The following is a 21,318-nucleotide window of genomic DNA, read 5'->3' as shown; positions in this document are numbered from 1 at the left end:
CGAGCCGAATCCGGCACGGTCACCAGACTAGCGTCAGCGCGCCGCGTCGGCGCTGGGGAGTTCGACAGTCGTGTCGAACACGGCGATGATGCCCGGTCAGGCGCTGATTGCGGGATCGGTCCACGTCACTGCCACGCCGCGCGTCGCGAGCCACTGCGCGGGATCGACCTTGACGCCGGCCGAATCGTGTACCTCGAAGTGCAGATGCGGACCTGTCGACTGACCACGGTTGCCCACGGTCGCGATCTGTTCACCGGCCACCACGCGCTGGCCGGCTCGAACGGAGAAGTCGTTGACGTGCCCGTAGACCGTCTCGGTCCCGTCGTCGTGCAATACCTTGACCCAGAGACCGAACCCGGCCGCAGGTCCGGCATCGGACACCGTGCCGTCGGCGGCGGCGTAGATGGGCGTCCCGATGGGTGCGGCGATGTCGAGTCCGCTGTGCTGAGTGCCCCATCTCGATCCGAAGTTGGACGTCAGCACCCCTGCCACGGGCTGCACTGTCGCCTTCTTCAGCGAGCGCAGACTCTCGAGAGGCGATGCCACTCCTGCACCCGATCCACCGAGGCCGACGTCGTCGAGCCACTGCTGGGCTGCAGCTCCCACCTCGGGGCCGAGGGCGGCCAGCGGCTCCGGAGTCGGTACCTGCGTGACGGCATCCGACGGGACTCCGGACAGATCACTCGGCGGGGCCGGAGCCAGGTCCGGTGCGGCCTGCGGCGGCGCACCGACAGGCGGCGCGAACGTCGGTAGCTCGAACTGCGGTGGCGTGAACTGGGGAAGCTCGAATCCTGCCGGCAGCAGACCCTCCGGGATGGCGAAAGGGAATCCGGCCGTGGGCGGCTCCGGCACCGGTGCCGCGCCTGCGGTACCTGCTCCCATCGTCGTGGCACCGACGACGAAGGCACCGGTGGCGGCCACGATGGTGGCCGCACGCCGACCGGTCTCCTGAACGTCCTCTGCGGCGCGATGTTTGCCGCCCGATGCAGCCGATGACGTGTCGGCCGGTACGTAGATGTTCGACCGTCGGTGTGATCCCACAGTTCGTGCCTCTCGAAATATAAGAATTGGTGCCTGCACGAACGCCGAGACGCTCGAGCAGCGGAGCCGGCAGTCCGACCCGAGGGGCCCGCTGCGCCAGGTGACGAACATAACAAATCGGTATCGAGGGTAAACCCATCGGCCGATAGTTCGTGAAATGTCACCACGACATGTCGATACTCGACGTGCTTCCGACCAGCGGTCAGGTGCCCTCCGGCTTTTCCGGGGGTTTCGGCGGTTCCGGTGCCGGGACGACCGCGAGGATGGCGCGCTCGAGGTCCTCGCGAACCGCCCTGCTGTCTGCTCCCGCCAGATCGATGCAGAACGAGTCGACCACCGAGCTGCCCAGCGTCGAGACGCGGGCCCAACGGATGTCCGACCCCTGCTGTTCGATCGCACTGGCCAGCCTGCAGAGCAGACCGAGCCGATCCTCGGCTCGCAGTTCGAGTACCACCTGACCGGGTTCGTTGTCGTCGAACCACAGCACGCGAGGCGGAGCCTGGGCGTAGAGAACAGGCACTGCGGATTCCTCGCCGTCGTCCTCGACAGCTTCGGCGCGGGCGTCGCGTTCCTTGGCATCGAGCACGGCAACGAGGTCCAGTTCACCGGCCTGAGCGCGAATGATCTCCTGCCGAAGCAGGCCTGCCTGTGGCGGCGCTCCGAAGAGCGGCGCAACATCGAACGAGTTGATCGCCGACCCCTCGTGACTGCCGAGAGAGGCCGAGAGCACTCGTAACGAATGCAGAGCCAGGACTCCCGCGGCATCGGAGAGCAGTCCTGGGGTGTCGGGCGCGATGACCGTGACGACGAAGGTGTGCAGGCCCTCGGTCGGCGCGATGTCGACGTGAACGCCTCCTCTCGACGCGAGTTCGATGTGCGCCGGGTCGAGCGGATCCGGGGAGGGCAGGGACTCCCCCGCCATCACCAATCGGCAGCGACGCACGAGCTCGCGAATGAGCGAGGCCTTCCAGTCGCCCCACACCCCGGGTCCGGTGGCGAGCGAATCCGCCTCGGCCAGAGCATGAAGCAGCTCGAGCAGGATGGTGTCGGCACCGAGCGCGTCGACGACGGTTTGCACGGTTGCGGGATCGTCGAGGTCGCGCCGGGTTGCGGTCTCCGGCAGCAGTAGGTGGTATCTCACCATCGCTGTCAGCAGCGCCACATCGGAGGGCCACAGCCCGAGCCTGTTACCGATCTGGATTGCCAGATCGGCACCGACGACGCTGTGGTCGCCACCGCGTCCCTTGCCGATGTCGTGAATCAACGCACCGAGCACCAACAGGTCCGGTCGGGCGACACGGGTGGTCAATGCGCTTGCGTAAGCTGCAGTTTCGACCAGATGCCGATCGACCGTCCAGGTGTGCACCGCATCTCGCGGCGGCAGATCTCGAACCGCACCCCATTCCGGAATCAGCCTGCCCCACAAACCGGTTCGATCCAGTGCTTCGATCGCTGCGATGGCCTTGCGACCCGATCCGAGCAATACGAGCAGATCGTTGAGGGCTTCTTTGGGCCATGGTTCCCGAAGTTCGGGAGCGCTGTCGGAGAGCCGATTGAGGGTCGACGCAGACATCGGCATTCCGGTCTGGGCCGACGCCGCAGCGACGCGCATGATCAGACCTGGGTCCTTGTTCGGTCGAGCGTCGCGGGCGAGAACGACTTCGCCGCCGTGCTCGACGACACCCTCGTCCAGCGGCCGCCTGACCGGGACTCGACGCAGTCGCGAAAGACCCCGCCTCGGAAGCGAATTGCCTGCGGTTCGCAATCCGACGTCGACCGAATAGCTGATGGTGCGGGCCGAATCGCTCAGTACGCGAGCAAGATCGAAGCGGTCACCGATGCGCAGCGCGGCACCGATCTCGTCGGCGTCCTGTGCGCGCAATTGATCCCGTGCTCGACCGGCGACGCGATGCAGCTCGGTGCGCACATCGAGCAATCGCCCGTGAGCGAATGCCAGACCGCCACCGGGTGATTCGGGCCCGAGACCGGGCATTCCGTCGGTCAGTTGGGCAATGGACAGTGCGTCGAGCAACTGCACGTCGCGCAGTCCGCCGCGGCCGCTCTTGAGATCGGGTTCGGCACGGTGCGCGATCTCACCGCTACGCGCCCACCGACCGCGGGTCTGCTCGATCAGCTCGTCGAATCGTCCGCGAATGCCGTTGCGCCACTGACGTCGCACGCCGCCGATGAGGAGGTTGCTCAATTCCACGTCACCGGCGATGTGACGCGCTTCGAGCATTCCGAGCGATGCCGTCATGTCGGCTGCGGCGACCTGCAGGGCCTGCGGCACCGTTCGCACGCTGTGATCGAGCTTGATGTGCGCGTCCCACAGCGGGTACCAGAGCTTGTCGGCAACGTCGGAGACGATGCGAGGTTCCAGATCGTCGTGCAGAAGAATCAGGTCCAGATCGGAGTACGGCAGCAATTCACGGCGTGCCAGTCCGCCGACTGCGACGATCGCGAACCCGGAGTCGGGCTTGATCCCGAGCTCTGCACCTTTGGTGGTCAACCAGAATTCGTGAAGATCGACGAGAGCCTGTCTGAGGGAGGGTGCATCGAGACGACGGTTGCGTGTTCCTCCGTCGAGTAGTTGTTTTCTGGCTCGAGCGAGATCCGCTGCAGCATCGCTCGTGCCCTTCGATGCGGAGCCCGTGGAGACCGAAGGCCCCGATCCTGACGCTTTCGCGCCAGAACCGGGGCCCCCGGCCCGAGACCCTTTGGGGTCAGAGTGCATCGGCGCCACGTTCTCCGGTGCGGACTCGGATCACCGAGTCGACCGGGGAAACCCAGACCTTGCCGTCACCGATCTTGCCGGTGCGTGCAGCCTCGACGATGACCTCGACGACCTTCTCCACAGCGGCGTCGTCGACTACTACCTCGACACGTACCTTCGGGACGAAGTCGACCGAGTACTCCGCACCACGGTAGACCTCGGTGTGGCCCTTCTGACGACCGTAACCCTGAACTTCACTGACGGTCATTCCGAGTACGCCGGCCTGCTCCAGCCCCGTCTTGACGTCCTCCAGGGTGAACGGTTTGACGATTGCCGTGATCAGCTTCATTTTTGCTTCCCTTCACAAGACCTCGAGTGCCCGTTGTCGTACGGTGCAGCGTTCACGTCTATCTCTACCTTGTCAGGCGAAATCATATGCAGTCTCGGCGTGCTCGGCTTCGTCGATACCGTTCGCCTCCTCCTCGTCGGTCACACGCCAGCCGAGAGGCTTGAGGGCGAGCGCGATGACCGCGGTGACGATGGCGGTGAAGACCAGTGCGAACAACGCGATGACGATCTGCACGACGAGCTGCTTGTAGTCACCGCCGTAGAACAGGCCGGTTTCGGATGCGAGGAAGCCGATTCCGATCGTTCCCCAGAGACCTGCGACGAGGTGAACGCCCACTACGTCGAGTGAGTCGTCGTAGCCGAACTTGAACTTCAGGCCGACAGCCAGTGCGGAGAGCACACCGGCGATGACGCCGAGGATCATGGCGCCGACCGGCGTGAGTGCACCTGCGGCCGGGGTGATGGCGACGAGACCGGCGACGATGCCCGAGGCAGCGCCGAGGCTGGTGGCGTGACCGTCACGGATGCGCTCGGTGATGAGCCAGCCCACGATGGCGGCGGCAGTGGCTGCGGTGGTGTTGACCCAGGCCACCCCGGCGATGCCGTCGGCGGCGAATGCGGAACCGGCGTTGAACCCGAACCAGCCGAACCAGAGCAGTGCTGCGCCGAGCATGACGAACGGCAGGTTGTGCGGGCGGTAGGCGACCTTGCCGAAGCCGGCACGCTTGCCGATGATGATCGCCAGAATCAGGCCTGCGATACCGGCGTTGATGTGCACCACGGTGCCACCGGCGAAGTCGATCGGAGCCACACTGGCGACGAGTCCCCCGTCACCGTCATCCGTGGTCCCGAAAATCATTGCGGCCAGACCGTTCTCGGATCCGGAGAGCAGTCCGCCGCCCCAGACCATGTGTGCCAGCGGGAAGTAGGCCAGGGTGACCCAGATACCGGCGAACGCGAGCCAGGTGCCGTACTTGACACGACCGGCGATCGAACCACTGATCAGTGCGACCGTGATGATGGCGAAGGTGACCTGGAATGCCACGTCGATGACGTTGGCGTAACCCCATGCGCCGGCGATGTAGTTACCGTCCGCATCGGTGATCGAATCCTTGAGTCCGAAGAACTCGAACGGGTTGGCGAAGACACCGCCGATGTCCTGGGTTCCGTAGGACATCGACCAGCCCCACAGGAAGTAGATGATCGAGACGACGGCCATCGCTCCGAACGACATCATCATCATGTTCAACACGGACTTCGACTGCGACATACCGCCGTAGAAGAACGCCAAGCCCGGCGTCATCAGCAGTACCAGCGATGCTGCCATCAGCATCCACGCGGCGTTGCCGGAGTTGGCCAACATATCCTCGGGACTCACGTACACCCTCCATTCTCCTGCACACCGGTTGGCGCGCCGTTACGCAAGAAGAGTGGTTTCACGAGGTTTCATCCGTGACACTCGGGTGTTTCGGACATGTGAACGGATGACCGAATTCTGTTGCTAAAAGGTTTCGTGCTGGCGTTTGTGCTTTTTCCCCGGTTCGTAGGCCACCCGCCGGGAGACGTCAGCCCAACAGAGCATCGACGAAAGCGCCCGGCTCGAACGGAGCCAAATCGTCGGCACCTTCACCGAGCCCGACGAGCTTGACGGGCACCCCGAGTTCGCGCTGCACCTGAAAAACGATGCCACCCTTCGCGGTTCCGTCGAGCTTGGTCAGCACGACCCCCGTGATGTTCACGATCTCGGCGAACACCCGGGCCTGTGTCAGTCCGTTCTGGCCGACGGTTGCGTCGAGAACGAGCAGAACGTCGTCGACGTGAGCCCGCTTCTCGATGACTCGCTTGACCTTGCTCAGTTCGTCCATCAGACCCGATTTGGTGTGCAACCGTCCCGCGGTGTCGATCAGAACCACATCGACGCCGTTCTCGATCCCCTTGCTCACCGCGTCGAAGGCGACAGCGGCCGGATCTGCGGCCTCCTTGCCGCGCACCACCTCGGCACCCACGCGCTCGGCCCAGGTCTGCAGCTGATCGGCCGCAGCGGCGCGGAACGTGTCGGCGGCACCGAGCACCACCCGCCGACCGTCCGCGACCAGCACGCGAGCCAGCTTGCCGGTGGTCGTGGTCTTGCCGGTGCCGTTGACCCCGACCACCAGCAACACGGCCGGCGTGCCCTCGTGCGGCAGCGCACGAATCGACCGATCGAACTCGGGGTGCAGCTGGGCCACGAGAATCTCGCGCAACAGGGCTCTGGCATCGGCCTCGGTGCGGATACTGCGCGCGGCCATCTGCTCACGCAGGGTCCGCATGATCTCCGCAGTCGTAGCCGATCCGATGTCGGCGATCAGCAGGGTGTCCTCGACCTCTTCCCAGGAATCCTCGTCCAGGTCACCGCCGCCGAGCAATCCGAGCAAGCTCTTGCCCACCGCGGACTGAGACCGCGCCAGTCGACCGCGAAGACGATCGAGCCGACCCTCGGTCGGATCGATGGTGTCGAGTGCTCGAGGCGCGGGATCAGCCGTCTCGGGGGCGGTCGGCTCGGCGACCGGCTCCTCCAACACGGCAGGCTCGGGTTCGAGCACCTCCGGCTCGATCCGAACGGAGTCCGATTCGACAGGTTCGGGTGCGGCCACCACCGGCGGCGGCTCGATCGGCGTGGTCTCGCCGGGGACGTCCTCGACCGGCTCGATCTCGGCAGGCTTCGGCTCGGCAGGCCTGGGGGCCTTCGGGACGACGGGCTCGGCTGTTGCCGTTCCTTGGCTGAACGAGAAACCGCTGCCCGCGGTGTACCCACCGGATCTGTCCTTGGTGGCCGCGTCCTCGATCCGCGCCGCCTCGTCCGACTTGAGCGACACTCTCCGTCGGCGGGAGAGCACCAGCCCGACGACGAGAACGACCAGTAGGACAGCGGCGATCGCCGCGACGATGATCCACGCTTGGTTACTCACGTACCCCATCCTGTCAGGCGTTCACGGCCGTTCGTCACCGGTGGTGCTCCGCCCGAGAAAAGCACTGTCCCTCACCCGAGCCGTGTCGATAGCATCGACGCCCATGGAGTGGACCACGGTGCGCGACGCCGCCGAACTGACCGAGATGTTCGGAGAGCCGAGCTTTCGAGCCGCGAACAAGGACCGCAGCACACTGCACCCGCTGGACGTGCAATGGCTCGCGGCCTCACCTTTCTGCTTGCTGGGTACTTCGGACGCAAGCGGACGATGCGACGTCTCCCCCAAAGGTGACCCGCCCGGCAGCCTGGTGCACGTCCTCGACGACGCCACGATCGCTCTCGCCGAACGCCCCGGCAACCGCCGGATGGACGGCTATCGCAACATTCTGGAGAACCCGTTCGTCGGGCTGAACTTCTTCGTCCCCGGTCGCGGCGACACCCTCCGAATCAACGGCCGAGCCTCCCTGGTCACCGACGCCCCGTTCTTCGACGAACTTCAGGTCAAGGGGCATCGCCCGATCATGTGCCTCGTCGTCGACATCGAGCAGGTCTTCCACCACTGCGCCAAGGCGTTCATGCGGTCCAAGTTGTGGCAGCCGGAGACGTGGGGTGCGGAGTCCATTCCCGATGTCGCGTCACTGACGAAGGCGCTGATTCCGCAGGCCCCCGAGACCGTCGAGGAGCTGCGCGAGTACTACGGGCCGTCCTACGCCGAGCAGCTCTACCCGAAGCAGTAGCTCAGCAGCTCGAACCTCAGCTGTCGGATTCGGCGGCAGGTGCCGCATCCGGCTCGATCGCATCCGGCCCGGTCGCGTCCACTGCGACGCGTTCTCGGTTCAACCGCTGCGAGATGACCGTGGTGATGCCGTCGCCGCGCATGCTGACGCCGTACAGCGCGTCGGCCACTTCCATCGTCGGTTTCTGGTGCGTGATGACGATCAACTGCGACTTCTCCCGGAGCTGCTCGAACAGGCCGATCAGTCGACGCAGGTTGGTGTCGTCCAGTGCAGCCTCGACCTCGTCCATGACGTAGAACGGTGACGGGCGGGCGCGGAAGATGGCGACCAACATCGCCACCGCGGTCAGCGATTTCTCGCCTCCGGAGAGCAACGAGAGCCGCTTGACCTTCTTACCGGGTGGCCGCGCCTCGACCTCGATTCCGGTGGTGAGCATGTCCGACGGGTCCGTCAGAATCAGCCGGCCTTCGCCGCCGGGAAAGAGTTTGGCGAACACTCCGGTGAATTCTCTTTCGACGTCCAGCCAGGCCTCGGTGAAGACCTGCAGAATGCGCTCGTCGACGTCGGCGACCACGCCGAGCAGGTCCTTGCGCGCGGATTTGACGTCTTCGAGCTGAGTGGACAGGAAGTTGTAGCGCTCCTCGAGGGCCGCGAACTCCTCCAGGGCGAGCGGGTTCACCTTGCCGAGGGTGGCGAGGTCACGCTCGGCGCGTTTGGCGCGCTGCTCCTGCGCCGCTCGATCGAACGGCATCGGGGCCGGTGCCACCACCTGCTCGCCCCGCTCCTTCGCCGCTTCGTACTCCGCCATCTCGAGTTCGGTGGGAGGCAGCGCCACATCGGGCCCGTACTCGGCCACCAGGTCGTCGAGGCCGATGCCGTGTTGCTCGAGAATCGTCGTCTCGAGTTGTTCGATCCGCAGCGCTGCCTGTGCGCGGGCCACCTCGTCCCGGTGCACGGCGTCGGTGATCGACGCCAGCTGCCCCTGCAGGGCTCGAACCTGCTCCTTCACTTTGTCGAGTTCGATTGTGCGCGTTGTTCGTTCGGCGGAGAGCTCGTCACGCCTACGGGCAGCAGCAGCAACGACCGTGGCCAACCGCGCGGCGACTTCTTCACCCGATTCTCCGACGGCCGCTGCCACTGCGGCCGCATGCCGGCGCGCTGCGCTCTCGCGTTCGGCTCGAGCTCTGGCCTCACGTTCGGCTCGCGCCGCACGTCGAAGCGAATCCGCCCGGCCTCGCACGGACTGTGCGCGCTCTTCTGCGGTCCGCACGTTCAGCCGGGCTTCGACCTCCACTGCGCGCACTTCGGTGAGCGCAGCTGCTGCCATCTCCCGTTCCATGGTGATTGCTGCATCACCGTCTTCGCCCTCTCCCGCGAAACCGGACTGTTCGTTCTCCGCCGTCCGCACGCTCTCCTCCAGCTCGGCCAGCCGCTCGATCGCGTCTTCGCGACTCGCTTCGGCAGAGCTACGCTGCGTGGACAATCGCGCGGACTCCGCATGCGCCGAGCGTGCGAGCTGACCCAACCGGCCCAACTGCTCGTACACCGCGGCCATCGCGGCATCGGATTCGTTCAGCGCTGCGAGCGCTTGTTCAGCCGATTCGCGCCGGTCACGCTGCTCCTCCAATGCTCCCGAGAGTGCTGCATCGAGCTCCTCGGAACGGCGCACGGCCGCAGCCAACTCGACCGTCGACGTATCGATCGCCGACTGAACTTCGAGAGTGCTGGGTCGACGGTCCGAGCCGCCGGTGACCCAGCCGGGTTCGACGACATCGCCGTCCTTGGTCACCGCGCGAAGCTCACCGGCGTCCGAGACGAGCCGGTGCGCTGCATCGAGCGAATCGACGGCCACCACGCCGTCGAGCAATGCCTCCATCGCCCCTGCCAGCCGATCCGGATACTCGATCAAGTCGAGAATCCACCGAGCGCCACTCGGGAGGTCTGGACGTCGAACCGATTGTGCTGCAACGACACTGCCGTGCACGATGGACGCGCGGCCGCCGTCGGCCGCACGCAGAGCGAGCACGGCATCGCGCGCGGCATCGAACGATTCGGCGTGTGCGGCATCGGCAGCCGGACCCATGGCCACTGCCACCGCGATCTCGTATCCCGGTTCGACCGTGAGGTGGCCTGCGAGCAGACCCGACAGACCGTCCTGCTGGTTCTCCACCAGCCACCCGGCACCGTCCTTGCGTTCGAGGCCCATCGTGAGCGCTTCGATCCTGGCCTCGAACGACGCCACCTTCTTGCCCGCGATGCGTTCTTCGGCCTGCAGTTCGGTCACTCGGGCGTCGGCATGTCGAAGCGCGGCGACGGCTCGTTCGTAATTGGTGTCGAGGCTCAGTTCACTCGCATCGAGGGTGCCGATCTGATCCTGCACACTCTCGAACTCACGCTGAGCCGATTCGCCCCGCTCTCGGGCCTCGTCGATGGCCACCGACAAGCGCTCCACCTCCGCGTCGATCGACTCGACCTTGGTTCGGAAGGTGTCGACCCGGCCGGACAGGCGCGCGAAACCCTCGCGGCGGTCGGCCACTGCGCGCACCGCGGCGAGGTGGGCACGCTCAGCGGCCGCAGCAGCCGCTTCGCGCTCGGCCAGCTGCTCACGTGCCGCCTCGAGGGTTTCGCGCGCCATCTCGACGGCCTCGACGAGTTCCATCTCTTCCTCGGCGACTCGTTCGGCCTGCGCTTCGAGCTCGTCCGGATCCTGTCCGCGACCGGTGCTCTGAACGGCGTCGAGATGTCGAGCGCGTTCGTGCGCGATGCGCACCGTCGCATTCACGCGTTCGGCCAACGCGGAGAGGCGAAACCACGTCTGCCCGGCCGCCTCGGCGCTGGGGGTCAAACGGGCGACGGCCTGCTCGTGTTCTCCGAGCGCAACGGTCCCGGCTTCGAGTGCGTCCTGCACCATCGCGTACTGCTCGCGCGCCGCTTGCTCGTCCTGGGTCTGATTCGCGAATTCCTCGCGTCTGGCCACCAGATCGTCGGCCACCAGTCGCAACCGGGCATCGCGCAGGTCGGCCTGGACGGTCTGCGCACGACGCGCAACCTCGGCTTGCCTACCGAGAGGCTTGAGTTGACGGCGCAATTCGGTCGTGAGGTCCGTCAGCCGCGCCAGATTGGCCTGCATCGCGTCGAGCTTGCGGACGGCTTTTTCCTTGCGCTTGCGGTGCTTGAGCACCCCGGCTGCTTCTTCGATGAAGGCTCGGCGGTCCTCGGGGCGCGATTCCAGGATCGCTGCGAGTCGGCCCTGGCCCACGATCACGTGCATCTCGCGGCCGATACCGGAGTCGCTGAGCAGTTCCTGGACGTCCATCAAACGGCACGAGCTGCCGTTGATCTCGTACTCACCGGCACCATCGCGGAACATACGCCGGGTGATCGAGACCTCGGAGTAGTCGATCGGCAACGCGCCGTCCGAATTGTCGATGGTCAGAGTCACCTCGGCTCGGCCGAGCGGGGCTCGACCCGACGTGCCGGCAAAGATGACGTCTTCCATCTTCCCGCCGCGCAACGCTTTGGCACCCTGTTCACCCATCACCCAGGTCAGGGCATCCACGACATTGGATTTGCCGGAGCCGTTGGGACCGACGACACAGGTGATTCCGGGCTCGAAACGAAGAGTCGTCGCCGAAGCAAAGGACTTGAAGCCCTTCAGCGTCAGACTCTTGAGATACATAGCGTCCGTACTTTACCGGCACGCTGCCCGAAAGTGCGCCGAGCCTCCCGCAACGGACGATCAGCGTTCGACGAAGCCCGTCAGATCCCCGCGGGCCGCGTCCCAACTCTCCACGACAAGGGTGACGGTGCCCGGGGTCCGATCCCCTCGGAGCAAAGCGAGAAGTGCCTCGAGACGCTCACGTGGGCCCTCCGCTATCACCAGGACTCGTCCGTCCGCGTGGTTGGTCGCGTGACCGACAAGTCCCAGTTCGAGCGCGCGCGAGCGAGTCCACCACCGGAAGCCGACGCCCTGAACCAGGCCGTGCACCCATGCCGTCAGCCGTTCGTCGCTCACGAGCGAGCCAACTTTCGGACGGTTCCGTCGAAACTGGTGGCGTACAACGCCGTCTCGTCGAATCCGACCCCGCCGAAGGCGACCGACGAGGTCAGCGGGACACCGGTGGCTATCACGCAGGTTCCGCCGGATTCCGGGTCGATACGGACCACCCTGCCGGCGAGATTCTGTGCGAGATAGATACTTCCGTCGTCGCCGACGGTCAGGTCGTCCGACATCGCCAGTGTTCCGACACCGTCGATGCGAATGCGCGCGAACGGCCCGGACGGGTTCTTCTCGTCGAGCACGGTGAGCGTCGTCTCGAGATCGAACGTGTTGGCCACGTAGATCTTTCCCCCGCCGATACCGATTCCGTTGGCCGATCCCAGGTCGGTACGCACCGTCGACACCGAACGGTCGACCGCAACGCGCGTCAGGCCGGAGCTGCTACCCAGATTGCGGGTGGTGAACAGATCACCCGACTCCGATCGCGCCAGCCCGTTGGGCATCGGCAGGCCCGACGCATACGTCGACCGAGTCCCCGTACCGAGATCGATGGTGTCGACGGTGCCGGTTCGGGTGTCGAGAAGCCCTGCGGCAGCGCTGTTTCCGGTCGTGAAATACAGCGTGTCATCATGGGCGACCAGTCCGCCAGGCGAATCGACGTCGGCCACGAGTGTGCCCCGGTCACCGTTCGGCGCGACGGTACGCAGAGCGCCGGGTCCGATGGGAGAGGTCTCGGACACGATCATCGAACCGCGGCCGTCGAACTCCAGATTCTCGAGCATGCCGAATCCCGACGCCACCGTGCTCACCGACCACGGAGCGCAGCTGCTCGACGCCTCCGCGGTGGGAGCCAGGGCGGCCGACGCCGCGAGAACAAGGCCCGCCACGACGGCCGCTGCCCCCACCTTCATCAGGCGTCCACGTCGATGTCCAGGTTGATCGTCGTACCGGCCTTCAGGGTCCGCCCGACGGTGCACACCTTGTCGATGGCGCGCTGGACGACCGTGAGCAGACGCTCCTGAGCCTCGGGGTCCATTGCGCTGAGGTCGACTCGGAGAATCTCGTTCAGTTCCGGATACCGCTCGTTCTCGCGATCGGCGGCACCGGAGACTTCGACGGTGGCGGAGTAGTCATCGCCCAGTCGACGCGAGAGCGGTAGGTCCGAGCTCATGCCGGTGCAGGCGGCGAGTGCGATTTTCAGCAGCTCGCCGGGGGTGAAGACGCCTTCCACCGACTCGGACCCGATGAGCACTTCGGCTCCTCGGGAGCTGCGGCCGGTGTAGCGACGGGTGCCTGTGCGCTCGACCCAGAGGGTGGTCGGCGTGCTCTGTTCTGCCATGACGGAGATACTAGGCGGGTCGTTCAGGAGTGGAGCCTGCGGAATGACCCGTGTACTCAGGAGTGGAGCCTGCGGAATGACCTGTTGACTGTCAGCCGCGTACGTGTCGGGGTCGCGGCTGGCAGGTGGGGCAGCTGAACGAGGAGCGGTTCATGAACTTCTCCCGCCGGATCGGTGCTCCGCATCGCGAGCAGGACAGACCCTCCTGGCCGTAGGCGTCGAGGGAACGATCGAAGTAACCGGATTGTCCGTTGACGTTGACGTACAGGGCGTCGAACGAGGTTCCGCCCTGCGCCAGGGCCTCGCCCATCACCGCGTGCACAGCGGTGAGAAGGCGCCGCAGCGCCGGCCGCGTCAGAGTCTCCGCGATTCGATTGCCGTGGATCTTCGCGCGCCACAGCGCCTCATCGGCGTAGATGTTGCCCACGCCCGAGAGCACGGTCTGATCGAGCAACGCCCGCTTGATCTCGGTGTGCTTGCCGCGCAACACGTTCACCACGGATTCGGCGTCGAACAATGGATCTATCGGGTCGCGGGCGATGTGTGCGACCGGTTCGGGTACCTCTGTGCCGTCCACGGTGACGATCGGGGCGAGCGCCCAGCCGCCGAACGTGCGCTGGTCGACGAAGCGCAGATCGGTGCCGTCGTCGAGTCGTGCACGAATTCGCAGGTGCTTCTCGTCCGGGGCGGACGGCGGCTGCACCAGCATCTGACCGCTCATACCCAGGTGCACGACGGTCGCGAAATCGCCGGGTTCCATCACCAGCCACAGGTACTTTCCGCGCCGTCGAGCGGAGGAGATGCGCTGACCGCGCAGCTGGCCGATCAGGTCCAGGCCACCGAGATCGTGACGCCGCACGGCGCGGGGGTGCAGCACCTCCACCGACCGCACCGTCCTGCCGACGACATGAGATTCCAGACCGAGCCTGACGACCTCGACCTCGGGCAGTTCCGGCATCAGGATTCGTCGGGTGCCGACTCGGCCGGAATCGCAGTGTCGTTGTTCGACAGCGTGTTCCACGCCAGACTGGCAGCCTTCTGTTCGGCTTCCTTCTTCGACCGACCGATACCGACACCGCGCGGGAATCCACCGATCAACACGGTCGCTGTGAATTCCTTGTCGTGATCGGGCCCGGTGGACGAGATCTCGTACGCGGGAACGCCGAGTGAACGTTCGGCGGTCAGTTCCTGCAGGCTCGTCTTCCAGTCCAGGCCTGCGCCGAGCTTGGGAGCTCGGTCGAGTAGGCCCGCGAACAGCGTCAGAACAACGGTGCGCGCGACGTCGATGCCGTGCTGGAGGTGAATTGCACCGAGCATCGATTCCATGCCGTCCGCGAGGATGCTCGGCTTGTCGCGTCCACCGGTCTGCTCCTCGCCCTTACCCAGCAGCAGGTGACGGCCCAATCCGCCGTCACCGAGACCGCGCGCGACCTCCGCCAGGGCATGCATGTTGACCACGCTCGCCCTGATCTTGGCCAGCTGCCCTTCTGACTTGTCGGGATGAACCGTGTAGAGATGCTCGGTGACCGCGAGACCGAGAACCGAGTCCCCCAGGAACTCGAGGCGCTCGTTCGTCGGCAGACCGCCGTGCTCGTACGCAAACGACCGGTGTGTCAGAGCCAGGGTCAACAACGGCTCCGATAGAGAAACACCGATAGCGGCGAGGAGCGACTCTCGGTCGTCCCCGCCGCTGACGGCAGTGGAGCTATTTTTCTGTGAACCGCTGTTGTGCCGATCCACTACTTCGTGTGTCACGTAAGCGGAAATCAGACCGCTGCGACGACCTGGCGGCCCTTGTAGGTGCCGCACGAGGGGCATGCGATGTGGGGCAGAGTCTTCTCGCCGCAACCGCGGTTGGGGCACGTCACGAGGGTGGGCGCAGTGGTTTTCCACTGTGCACGACGCGACCTCGTGTTGGAACGCGACATTTTGCGCTTCGGGACAGCCACTTACTTCTCCTCGGCTTCGTTGTTCACAAGTTCTGTGCTCGGTTCTGGATCCACGCCAAATTTGGCTGCAAGACCAGCCCAGCGAGGATCAATTGTAACGTGACTGTGGCCGGATTCAGCAATCGCCAGGCGAACGCCGCATTCTGGGCACAATCCCTCGCATTCGTCACTGCACACGGGGTGGAGTGGAAGCTCCAGACCGACCGCGTCGACAATGACGGGTTCGAGATCTATCAGGTCGTCGACGATGCGGTGGATCTCGTCCGCATCGGTGGTCTCCTCGGTGATGCTGTTCGGGTAAGCGAACAACTCGGTCAAGTAGACGTCGACGGTGCCACCGACCGGATCGAGGCACCGTGTGCACTCTCCGGCGGTGACTGCTCGTACGGAGCCGGTGACGAGAACGCCCTCCGAGACCGCCTGCAACTGCAGATCGAGCGAAACCGGGACACCGGCTTCGATGGCAATGGCATCGAGGCCGATTCGGGAAGGAGCAGGAACCGTCCGCTCGACGGCCTTCGTCGACCCGGGTCGACGACCGAGGTTGAGAATGTCCAGAACGAATCCGTCGTCCAGTTCCGGACGGGTCGTTCTCTTGGGCGGGGGCACGGCTGATCTTCCTTACTGTCGGTATGCCTACTGTCGGTAAGCAATCCCACAACGGTACGCATGCGTGCATACGAGGGCAAATCGCTGCCGTTCAGTGTCGGCTGCGACGCCCCTGCTCCTGGTTTCCGTACGCGGATTCGCCGTACGGTTCGCTGCCGTATTCCGGCACACCGGAACCTGTTCGCAGTTGCTGACGCCCACGGCCGACCGACCGAATGGTGCCGCTGAGGAACTCCTCGAACTCGGCCAGCTTGGTGTCGACGTACACGTCGCACTCGCTGCGCATCCGATCGGATTCGGCGTGAGCACTGTCGATCACCCGAGCCGACTCGGCGTGGGCTGCCTGGACGACCTCGGTTTCCGAGACGAGCCGGTTCTGTTCGGCGGTGCCGTCTGCGACCGACCGCTCGTACGACGCCGTGCCGGACTCGATCATCCGGTCGGCCTCGGTGCGAGCGCGAACGGTGAGGCCCTCGTACTCACGCTGGCCTTCGAGCACCGTTCGCTCGGCCTCCGCCTCGGCATCGGCCACGAGCTGGTCGGCATGCGCGGACGCCTCGGACACCATGCGATCTGCCTGAGCCTTGGCGTCGGCGAGAATGCGATCGGCAGAATCCCGAGCGTTCTCCACCGTGTCCTGGGCCTCGGCATTGGCGGTGCTGACCGTCTTCTCCGCAGAGGCCCTGGCATCGCCGACGAGCTTGTCGCGATGGTCCAGTACGTCCTGTGCATCGTCCAGTTCACCGGGGATGGCGTCGCGGACATCGTCGAGCAGTTCCAGTACATCTCCGCGAGGGACGACGCACCCGGCAGTCATCGGAACGCCGCGCGCCTCCTCGACAATGGCGACGAGCTCGTCGAGCGCCTCGAATACGCGGTACACCGGTTACCCCAATCGTCGAATCTGCCACTGTCGATCCCGCCCGCGTCGCGGTCGAGACCCACAGCTCTCTACTGCTCAGTCTGCCCGGCGATGCGTGCGTCTGCGCTATACCTGCTCGGTGTGTCGCTGCGCGAACTAGTCTGCTGCCCTCTCGGCGATCCGGGCCAGCAACCGTTCCTGGACGAACGGCGGTAGCATCCCGGTCACGTCTCCCCCGAAGGTTGCGACCTCCTTGATCAACGAACTCGACAAGAAGCTGTGCGCAGGATTCGCCGGCAGAAACAGCGTGTCCACGCCGGTCAACGTTCTGTTCATCTGCGCCATCTGCAGCTCGTAATCGAAGTCGTTGGCGCTGCGCAGACCTTTGACGATCGCCGACAAGCCCTCTTGCCGAGCGTAATCGACCAGTAGGCCGTACCAGGAACCGATTCTCACGTTGGGCAGGTGATCCGTCGCGACCTCGAGCATCTCGATGCGCTCGTCGACGCTGAACATGCCCTTCTTGCTCTTGTTCACCATCACCGTCACGACGACCTCGTCGAATGCGGCGGCAGCCCGCTCGAAGATGTCGATGTGACCGGTGGTCACCGGGTCGAAGGATCCAGGACACAGTGCGCCAGTCATTCCGCGAACCTATCAGCCGATCCCGGGTTCGATCGCTACGATCGTGCCGCGATCTCGATTCGACTCTCGCCGTACTTCTTCGACTTCTCCGGAACCAGCCCGGTCGGCCATTCGGTTTCCGGCGAACGCGACGATCGCTCGAGCACGACCACCGCGTCGGGCGCGAGCCATCCCCCGGTGACGAGCCTGTCCAACAGGCCGGCGACCGCGGCGTCCGTGACCGCATACGGCGGGTCGGCCAACACCAGGTCGTAGGCGGTGTCCGCCGCCCCGGCCAGCACCGAGGCCACCGCGGCACACCGAACCGAGGCGCCGGGTAGACCCACCGATTCGATGTTCTTTCGCAGCACTGCCGCCGCTCGGGCGTCCGATTCGACCAACAACGCCGACGTTGCTCCCCGCGAGATCGCCTCCAGCCCCAGCGCTCCCGATCCCGCGAACAGATCCAGTACCGCAGCACCATCGAGTTCCATCCGACTCTCCAGCGAGCTGAACAGAGCTTCCCGAACTCGCTCGGAGGTGGGGCGGGTGCCCTGGCCCGGAACCGACAATCGTCGACCGCCCGCGACACCCGCCACGATCCGCGTCATTCGCTGCCTGCCTCTTCGCCCGTCGACCCCCCACCGATGACGACGAGCAGATCTCCGCCCTCCACCTGCTGCACGCCCGAGATCGCCAAGCGTGTCACGGTGCCGCCGCGAGGAGCAGTGATCGCGGCTTCCATCTTCATCGCCTCGATCGTGGCGACGGTATCGCCGGCCGAGATCTTCTGTCCCTCTTCGACGGAGAGTGTCACGACACCCGCGAACGGTGCCGGGATGTGACCGGAATTCGATCGATCCGCCTTCTCGACCGTGGGTGCCTCACTCGAGATCGACCGATCGCGTACCGACACCGGACGCAACTGTCCGTTGAGGATGCACATCACGGTGCGCATACCGCGCTCGTCGGGGTCGGAGATCGCCTCCAGCCCGATGAGCAGTTCGACGCCCTTCTCCAGTGCCACCCGATGCTCCTCGCCCTGCCGCAGCCCGTAGAAGAACTGATTGGCCGACAGCCGCGTCGTATCGCCGTATTTCTCGCGGTGAGCAGCGAGTTCGGCAGTGGGACCGGGAAACAGCAGACGGTTGAGAGTCTGCCGACGCTGAGCCGAGGTGCCGTCGAGGTTCTTCTCGTCCTCGTCCGTGAGCGGTGTCACCGGCTTGCCCTCGCCGCGACCCTCCAGCGCCTTCGTCCGCAACGGTTCCGGCCATCCACCCGCAGGAGTACCGAGATCGCCGCGCAGGAATCCGATCACCGAATCGGGGATGTCGTAGCGACCGGGATTCTCGGCGAATTCCTCAGCGGACGCACCAGCACCGACCAGAGCCAGAGCCAGGTCGCCGACTACCTTCGAGCTCGGCGTCACCTTGGTCAAACGGCCCAACATGCGGTCGGCCGCAGCGTAATTGGCCTCGACGGTCTCGAACCGATCACCGAGCCCGAGCGAAATAGCCTGCTGCCGTAGGTTAGAGAGCTGTCCGCCGGGGATCTCGTGGGTGTAGACGCGGCCCGTCGGTGCCGGCAGCCCGGACTCGAACGGCGCGTACACCTTTCGCACGGCTTCCCAATACGGCTCGAGGTCGCAGACGGCCTGCAGATCCAAGCCGGTGTCACGCTCGGTGTGCGCGGCAGCCGCGACGATCGCGGACAACGCAGGCTGGCTGGTGGTGCCTGCCATCGCCGCGCTGGCACCGTCGACGGCGTCGGCCCCGGCCTCCCACGCCGCCAGGTACGTCGCGAGCTGTCCACCGGGCGTGTCGTGCGTATGCACGTGCACGGGTAGATCGAAGTTCGAGCGCAACGCCGTCACCAGCGTCTTGGCTGCGGGTGCACGGAGCAGCCCTGCCATGTCCTTGATGGCGAGGACGTGCGCGCCTGCGTCGACCATCTGCTCGGCCAGCTTCAGGTAGTAGTCCAGCGTGTAGAGGTTCTCGTTCGGGTTCGACAGATCACCCGTGTAGCTCAGTGCTACCTCGGCGAGCGCCGTGCCGGTCTCGCGCACGGCATCGATGGCCGGACGCATCTGATCGACATTGTTCAGCGCGTCGAAGATACGGAAGATATCGATGCCGGTGTCGGTGGCCTCGGCGACGAAGCTACGGGTCACCTTCTCCGGATACGGGGTGTAGCCGACGGTGTTCCTGCCGCGCAGCAACATCTGAATTGCGATGTTCGGCACGGCCTCTCGCAAGCTCGCAAGTCGCTCCCACGGATCCTCGTGCAGGAATCGCAGTGCCACATCGTAGGTGGCACCGCCCCACGCCTCGATGGACAGCAGCTGCGGCGTCGTGCGGGCAACGTACGGGGCGACGCCGAGCAGTCCGCTCGTGCGCACTCGCGTCGCGAGCAACGACTGGTGTGCGTCACGGAACGTGGTGTCGGTGACACCGAGGGCCTTCTGGTTGCGCAGATCGCGGGCGAAGCCCTCGGGCCCGAGTGCGAGCAGACGCTGCCTCGAACCATCGGGAATCGGAGCCGAGAAGTCCACCGCGGGGAGCTTGTCGTGCGGGTACACCGGGGACGGACGCTCGCCGTGCGGCTTGTTGACCGTCACATCGGCCAGGTACGCGAGAATCTTCGTGCCGCGGTCGCCCGAGGATCGCGAGGTGAGCAGTTCCGGGCGCTCCTCGATGAACGAGGTGGTGACGCGACCGGCGGTGAAGTCGGGATCGACCAGAACCGCCTGCAGGAACGGGATATTCGTCGCGACACCGCGAATTCTGAACTCTGCCAACGCTCGTCGAGCACGCGCCACGGCCGTGTCGAAGTCTCGACCGCGGCAGGTGAGCTTGACGAGCATCGAGTCGAAGTACGCGCCTACCTCCGCGCCGAGCGTCGTACCACCGTCGAGGCGAACGCCTGCACCGCCCGGCGTGCGATACGCGGTGATGCGTCCGACGTCCGGTCGGAATCCGTTCGCCGGATCCTCGGTGGTGATGCGGCACTGCAGAGCCGCTCCGCGCAGCACGATGTTCTCCTGCTGCAGACCCAGATCCGCCAGTGTCTCGCCCGACGCGATCCGCAGCTGAGACTGCACCAGGTCCACATCGGTCACCTCTTCGGTGACGGTGTGCTCCACCTGGATTCGAGGGTTCATCTCGATGAAGACGTGATTGCCACGGGTGTCGAGCAGGAACTCGACGGTGCCGGCGCACGAGTAATCGATCTGCTTGGCGAACGCGACGGCGTCGGCGCAGATCTTCTCACGCAATCCTTCGGGCAGGTTCGGAGCCGGAGCGAGCTCGATGACCTTCTGATGCCGACGCTGCACGCTGCAGTCACGCTCGAACAGGTGCACCACGTTGCCCTGACCGTCGGCGAGGATCTGAACTTCGATGTGCCGGGGATCGATCACGGCCTGCTCGAGGAACACCGTCGGATCGCCGAAGGCCGATTCCGCCTCGCGCGCAGCAGCTTCGATGGATTCGCGCAGCTGCTCGGGCTCGGCAACTCGGCGCATGCCTCGACCGCCGCCGCCGGCGACCGCCTTGACGAACAACGGGAACGTCATCGATTCCGACGCGGCGACGAGCTCGTCCACATCGGACGACGGTTCCGACGACGCCAGAACGGGGAGCCCTGCGGCCTTGGCCGCCGCAATGGCCCGCGCCTTGTTGCCGGTCAGTTCGAGCACGTCGGCGGACGGGCCGACGAAAGTGATGCCGGCCTCGGCGCACGCTGCGGCCAGATCCGGGTTCTCCGAAAGGAATCCGTACCCGGGGTACACCGCGTCCGCTCCGCTGCGCTTGGCGGCGGCGACGATCTCGTCGACCGAGAGATAAGCGCGAACGGGATGCCCCTTCTCCCCGATCTGATAAGCCTCGTCGGCCTTCGTCCGGTGCACCGAATTTCGGTCCTCGAACGGGAACACCGCAACGGTCGAGGCCCCGAGTTCGTAGGAGGCGCGGAAGGCACGGATCGCGATTTCACCGCGGTTGGCAACCAAAACTTTGGAGAACATTGGCTCAACTTACCCGGCGGCATGAGCCACCGAGGTGTACTGATCCCACGATGCGGGACCAATTGCTCGATTTCGCCGACTGAAACGGTGCAGTGAGTCCCTACGGTCGTTCCTGATCGTTCCCG

The 21,318-nt window shown here is 65.5% G+C and carries 18 protein-coding genes; 1 reads left to right on the top strand and 17 read right to left on the bottom strand.

Annotated features, from left to right (window positions below):
- Positions 1 to 96: 96 nt before the first annotated feature.
- The 5 genes from MTX34_RS14200 to ftsY form a co-directional block, all read right to left on the bottom strand.
- Positions 97 to 1,041, bottom strand: coding sequence for a M23 family metallopeptidase (locus tag MTX34_RS14200; RefSeq protein ID WP_243609791.1), 945 nt, complete (start codon positions 1,039 to 1,041; stop codon positions 97 to 99).
- Positions 1,042 to 1,243: 202 nt separating this feature from the next.
- Positions 1,244 to 3,775 carry a [protein-PII] uridylyltransferase gene (locus MTX34_RS14195; protein WP_243593384.1) on the bottom strand — a complete coding sequence of 844 codons (2,532 nt, stop codon included), beginning with the start codon at positions 3,773 to 3,775 and terminating at the stop codon, positions 1,244 to 1,246.
- The gene (locus tag MTX34_RS14190) at positions 3,765 to 4,103 is read right to left on the bottom strand and encodes a P-II family nitrogen regulator (protein ID WP_019664269.1); all 339 of its coding nucleotides are present in this window, start codon (positions 4,101 to 4,103) and stop codon (positions 3,765 to 3,767) included. Before MTX34_RS14190 ends, MTX34_RS14195 begins: the two co-directional genes overlap by 11 nt.
- 72 nt (positions 4,104 to 4,175) lie before the next feature.
- Positions 4,176 to 5,465: an ammonium transporter gene (locus MTX34_RS14185; protein WP_243609898.1), complete on the bottom strand. Its 1,290-nt coding sequence runs from the start codon at positions 5,463 to 5,465 to the stop codon at positions 4,176 to 4,178.
- Positions 5,466 to 5,667: 202 nt separating this feature from the next.
- Positions 5,668 to 7,059, bottom strand: coding sequence for a signal recognition particle-docking protein FtsY (gene ftsY / locus MTX34_RS14180; protein ID WP_243609790.1), 1,392 nt, complete (start codon positions 7,057 to 7,059; stop codon positions 5,668 to 5,670).
- 94 nt (positions 7,060 to 7,153) lie between these two features.
- Here ftsY and MTX34_RS14175 point away from each other — a divergent pair, with 94 nt between their 5' ends.
- Positions 7,154 to 7,786 carry a pyridoxamine 5'-phosphate oxidase family protein gene (locus MTX34_RS14175; protein ID WP_243609789.1) on the top strand — a complete coding sequence of 211 codons (633 nt, stop codon included), beginning with the start codon at positions 7,154 to 7,156 and terminating at the stop codon, positions 7,784 to 7,786.
- Between the two features lie 16 nt (positions 7,787 to 7,802).
- On the opposite strand, the gene smc is transcribed toward MTX34_RS14175, so the two are convergent.
- The 12 genes from smc to MTX34_RS14115 form a co-directional block, all read right to left on the bottom strand.
- On the bottom strand, positions 7,803 to 11,465 hold the full coding sequence (gene smc, locus MTX34_RS14170) for a chromosome segregation protein SMC (RefSeq protein WP_243609788.1): 3,663 nt from the start codon (positions 11,463 to 11,465) through the stop codon (positions 7,803 to 7,805).
- Between the two features lie 60 nt (positions 11,466 to 11,525).
- Positions 11,526 to 11,801, bottom strand: a complete 276-nt coding sequence (locus tag MTX34_RS14165; RefSeq protein ID WP_243593388.1) for an acylphosphatase — start codon at positions 11,799 to 11,801, stop codon at positions 11,526 to 11,528.
- Positions 11,798 to 12,697 carry an SMP-30/gluconolactonase/LRE family protein gene (locus MTX34_RS14160; RefSeq protein WP_243609787.1) on the bottom strand — a complete coding sequence of 300 codons (900 nt, stop codon included), beginning with the start codon at positions 12,695 to 12,697 and terminating at the stop codon, positions 11,798 to 11,800. Before MTX34_RS14160 ends, MTX34_RS14165 begins: the two co-directional genes overlap by 4 nt.
- Positions 12,697 to 13,125: an OsmC family protein gene (locus tag MTX34_RS14155; protein WP_243593390.1), complete on the bottom strand. Its 429-nt coding sequence runs from the start codon at positions 13,123 to 13,125 to the stop codon at positions 12,697 to 12,699. Before MTX34_RS14155 ends, MTX34_RS14160 begins: the two co-directional genes overlap by 1 nt.
- Before the next feature lie 91 nt (positions 13,126 to 13,216).
- A complete protein-coding gene (gene mutM / locus MTX34_RS14150) occupies positions 13,217 to 14,083 on the bottom strand; it encodes a bifunctional DNA-formamidopyrimidine glycosylase/DNA-(apurinic or apyrimidinic site) lyase (protein WP_243609786.1) in 867 nt (288 codons plus the stop codon).
- Complete coding sequence (rnc, locus tag MTX34_RS14145; protein WP_243609785.1) at positions 14,083 to 14,865, bottom strand: ribonuclease III; 783 nt, start codon at positions 14,863 to 14,865, stop codon at positions 14,083 to 14,085. Before rnc ends, mutM begins: the two co-directional genes overlap by 1 nt.
- 26 nt (positions 14,866 to 14,891) lie before the next feature.
- A complete protein-coding gene (rpmF, locus tag MTX34_RS14140; RefSeq protein WP_032397784.1) occupies positions 14,892 to 15,074 on the bottom strand; it encodes a 50S ribosomal protein L32 in 183 nt (60 codons plus the stop codon).
- The gene (locus MTX34_RS14135; RefSeq protein WP_243593392.1) at positions 15,075 to 15,683 is read right to left on the bottom strand and encodes a DUF177 domain-containing protein; all 609 of its coding nucleotides are present in this window, start codon (positions 15,681 to 15,683) and stop codon (positions 15,075 to 15,077) included. It abuts the gene before it with no gap.
- A 91-nt stretch (positions 15,684 to 15,774) separates the two neighbouring features.
- Positions 15,775 to 16,566, bottom strand: a complete 792-nt coding sequence (locus tag MTX34_RS14130) for a DivIVA domain-containing protein (RefSeq protein ID WP_243593393.1) — start codon at positions 16,564 to 16,566, stop codon at positions 15,775 to 15,777.
- Between the two features lie 135 nt (positions 16,567 to 16,701).
- Positions 16,702 to 17,190, bottom strand: coding sequence for a pantetheine-phosphate adenylyltransferase (gene coaD / locus MTX34_RS14125; RefSeq protein ID WP_243609784.1), 489 nt, complete (start codon positions 17,188 to 17,190; stop codon positions 16,702 to 16,704).
- A 35-nt stretch (positions 17,191 to 17,225) separates the two neighbouring features.
- On the bottom strand, positions 17,226 to 17,780 hold the full coding sequence (gene rsmD, locus MTX34_RS14120; RefSeq protein WP_243609783.1) for a 16S rRNA (guanine(966)-N(2))-methyltransferase RsmD: 555 nt from the start codon (positions 17,778 to 17,780) through the stop codon (positions 17,226 to 17,228).
- Positions 17,777 to 21,193, bottom strand: coding sequence for a pyruvate carboxylase (locus tag MTX34_RS14115; protein ID WP_243593396.1), 3,417 nt, complete (start codon positions 21,191 to 21,193; stop codon positions 17,777 to 17,779). The genes rsmD and MTX34_RS14115 overlap by 4 nt, the downstream gene beginning before the upstream one ends.
- Between the last annotated feature and the right edge of the window lie 125 nt (positions 21,194 to 21,318).

It is taken from the genome of Rhodococcus sp. ARC_M5 (assembly GCF_022810405.1).
Taxonomy (GTDB): domain Bacteria; phylum Actinomycetota; class Actinomycetes; order Mycobacteriales; family Mycobacteriaceae; genus Rhodococcoides; species Rhodococcoides navarretei.
Note: the sequence above shows the minus strand (reverse complement) of the source record. Positions and strands in the feature narration are given on the sequence as shown.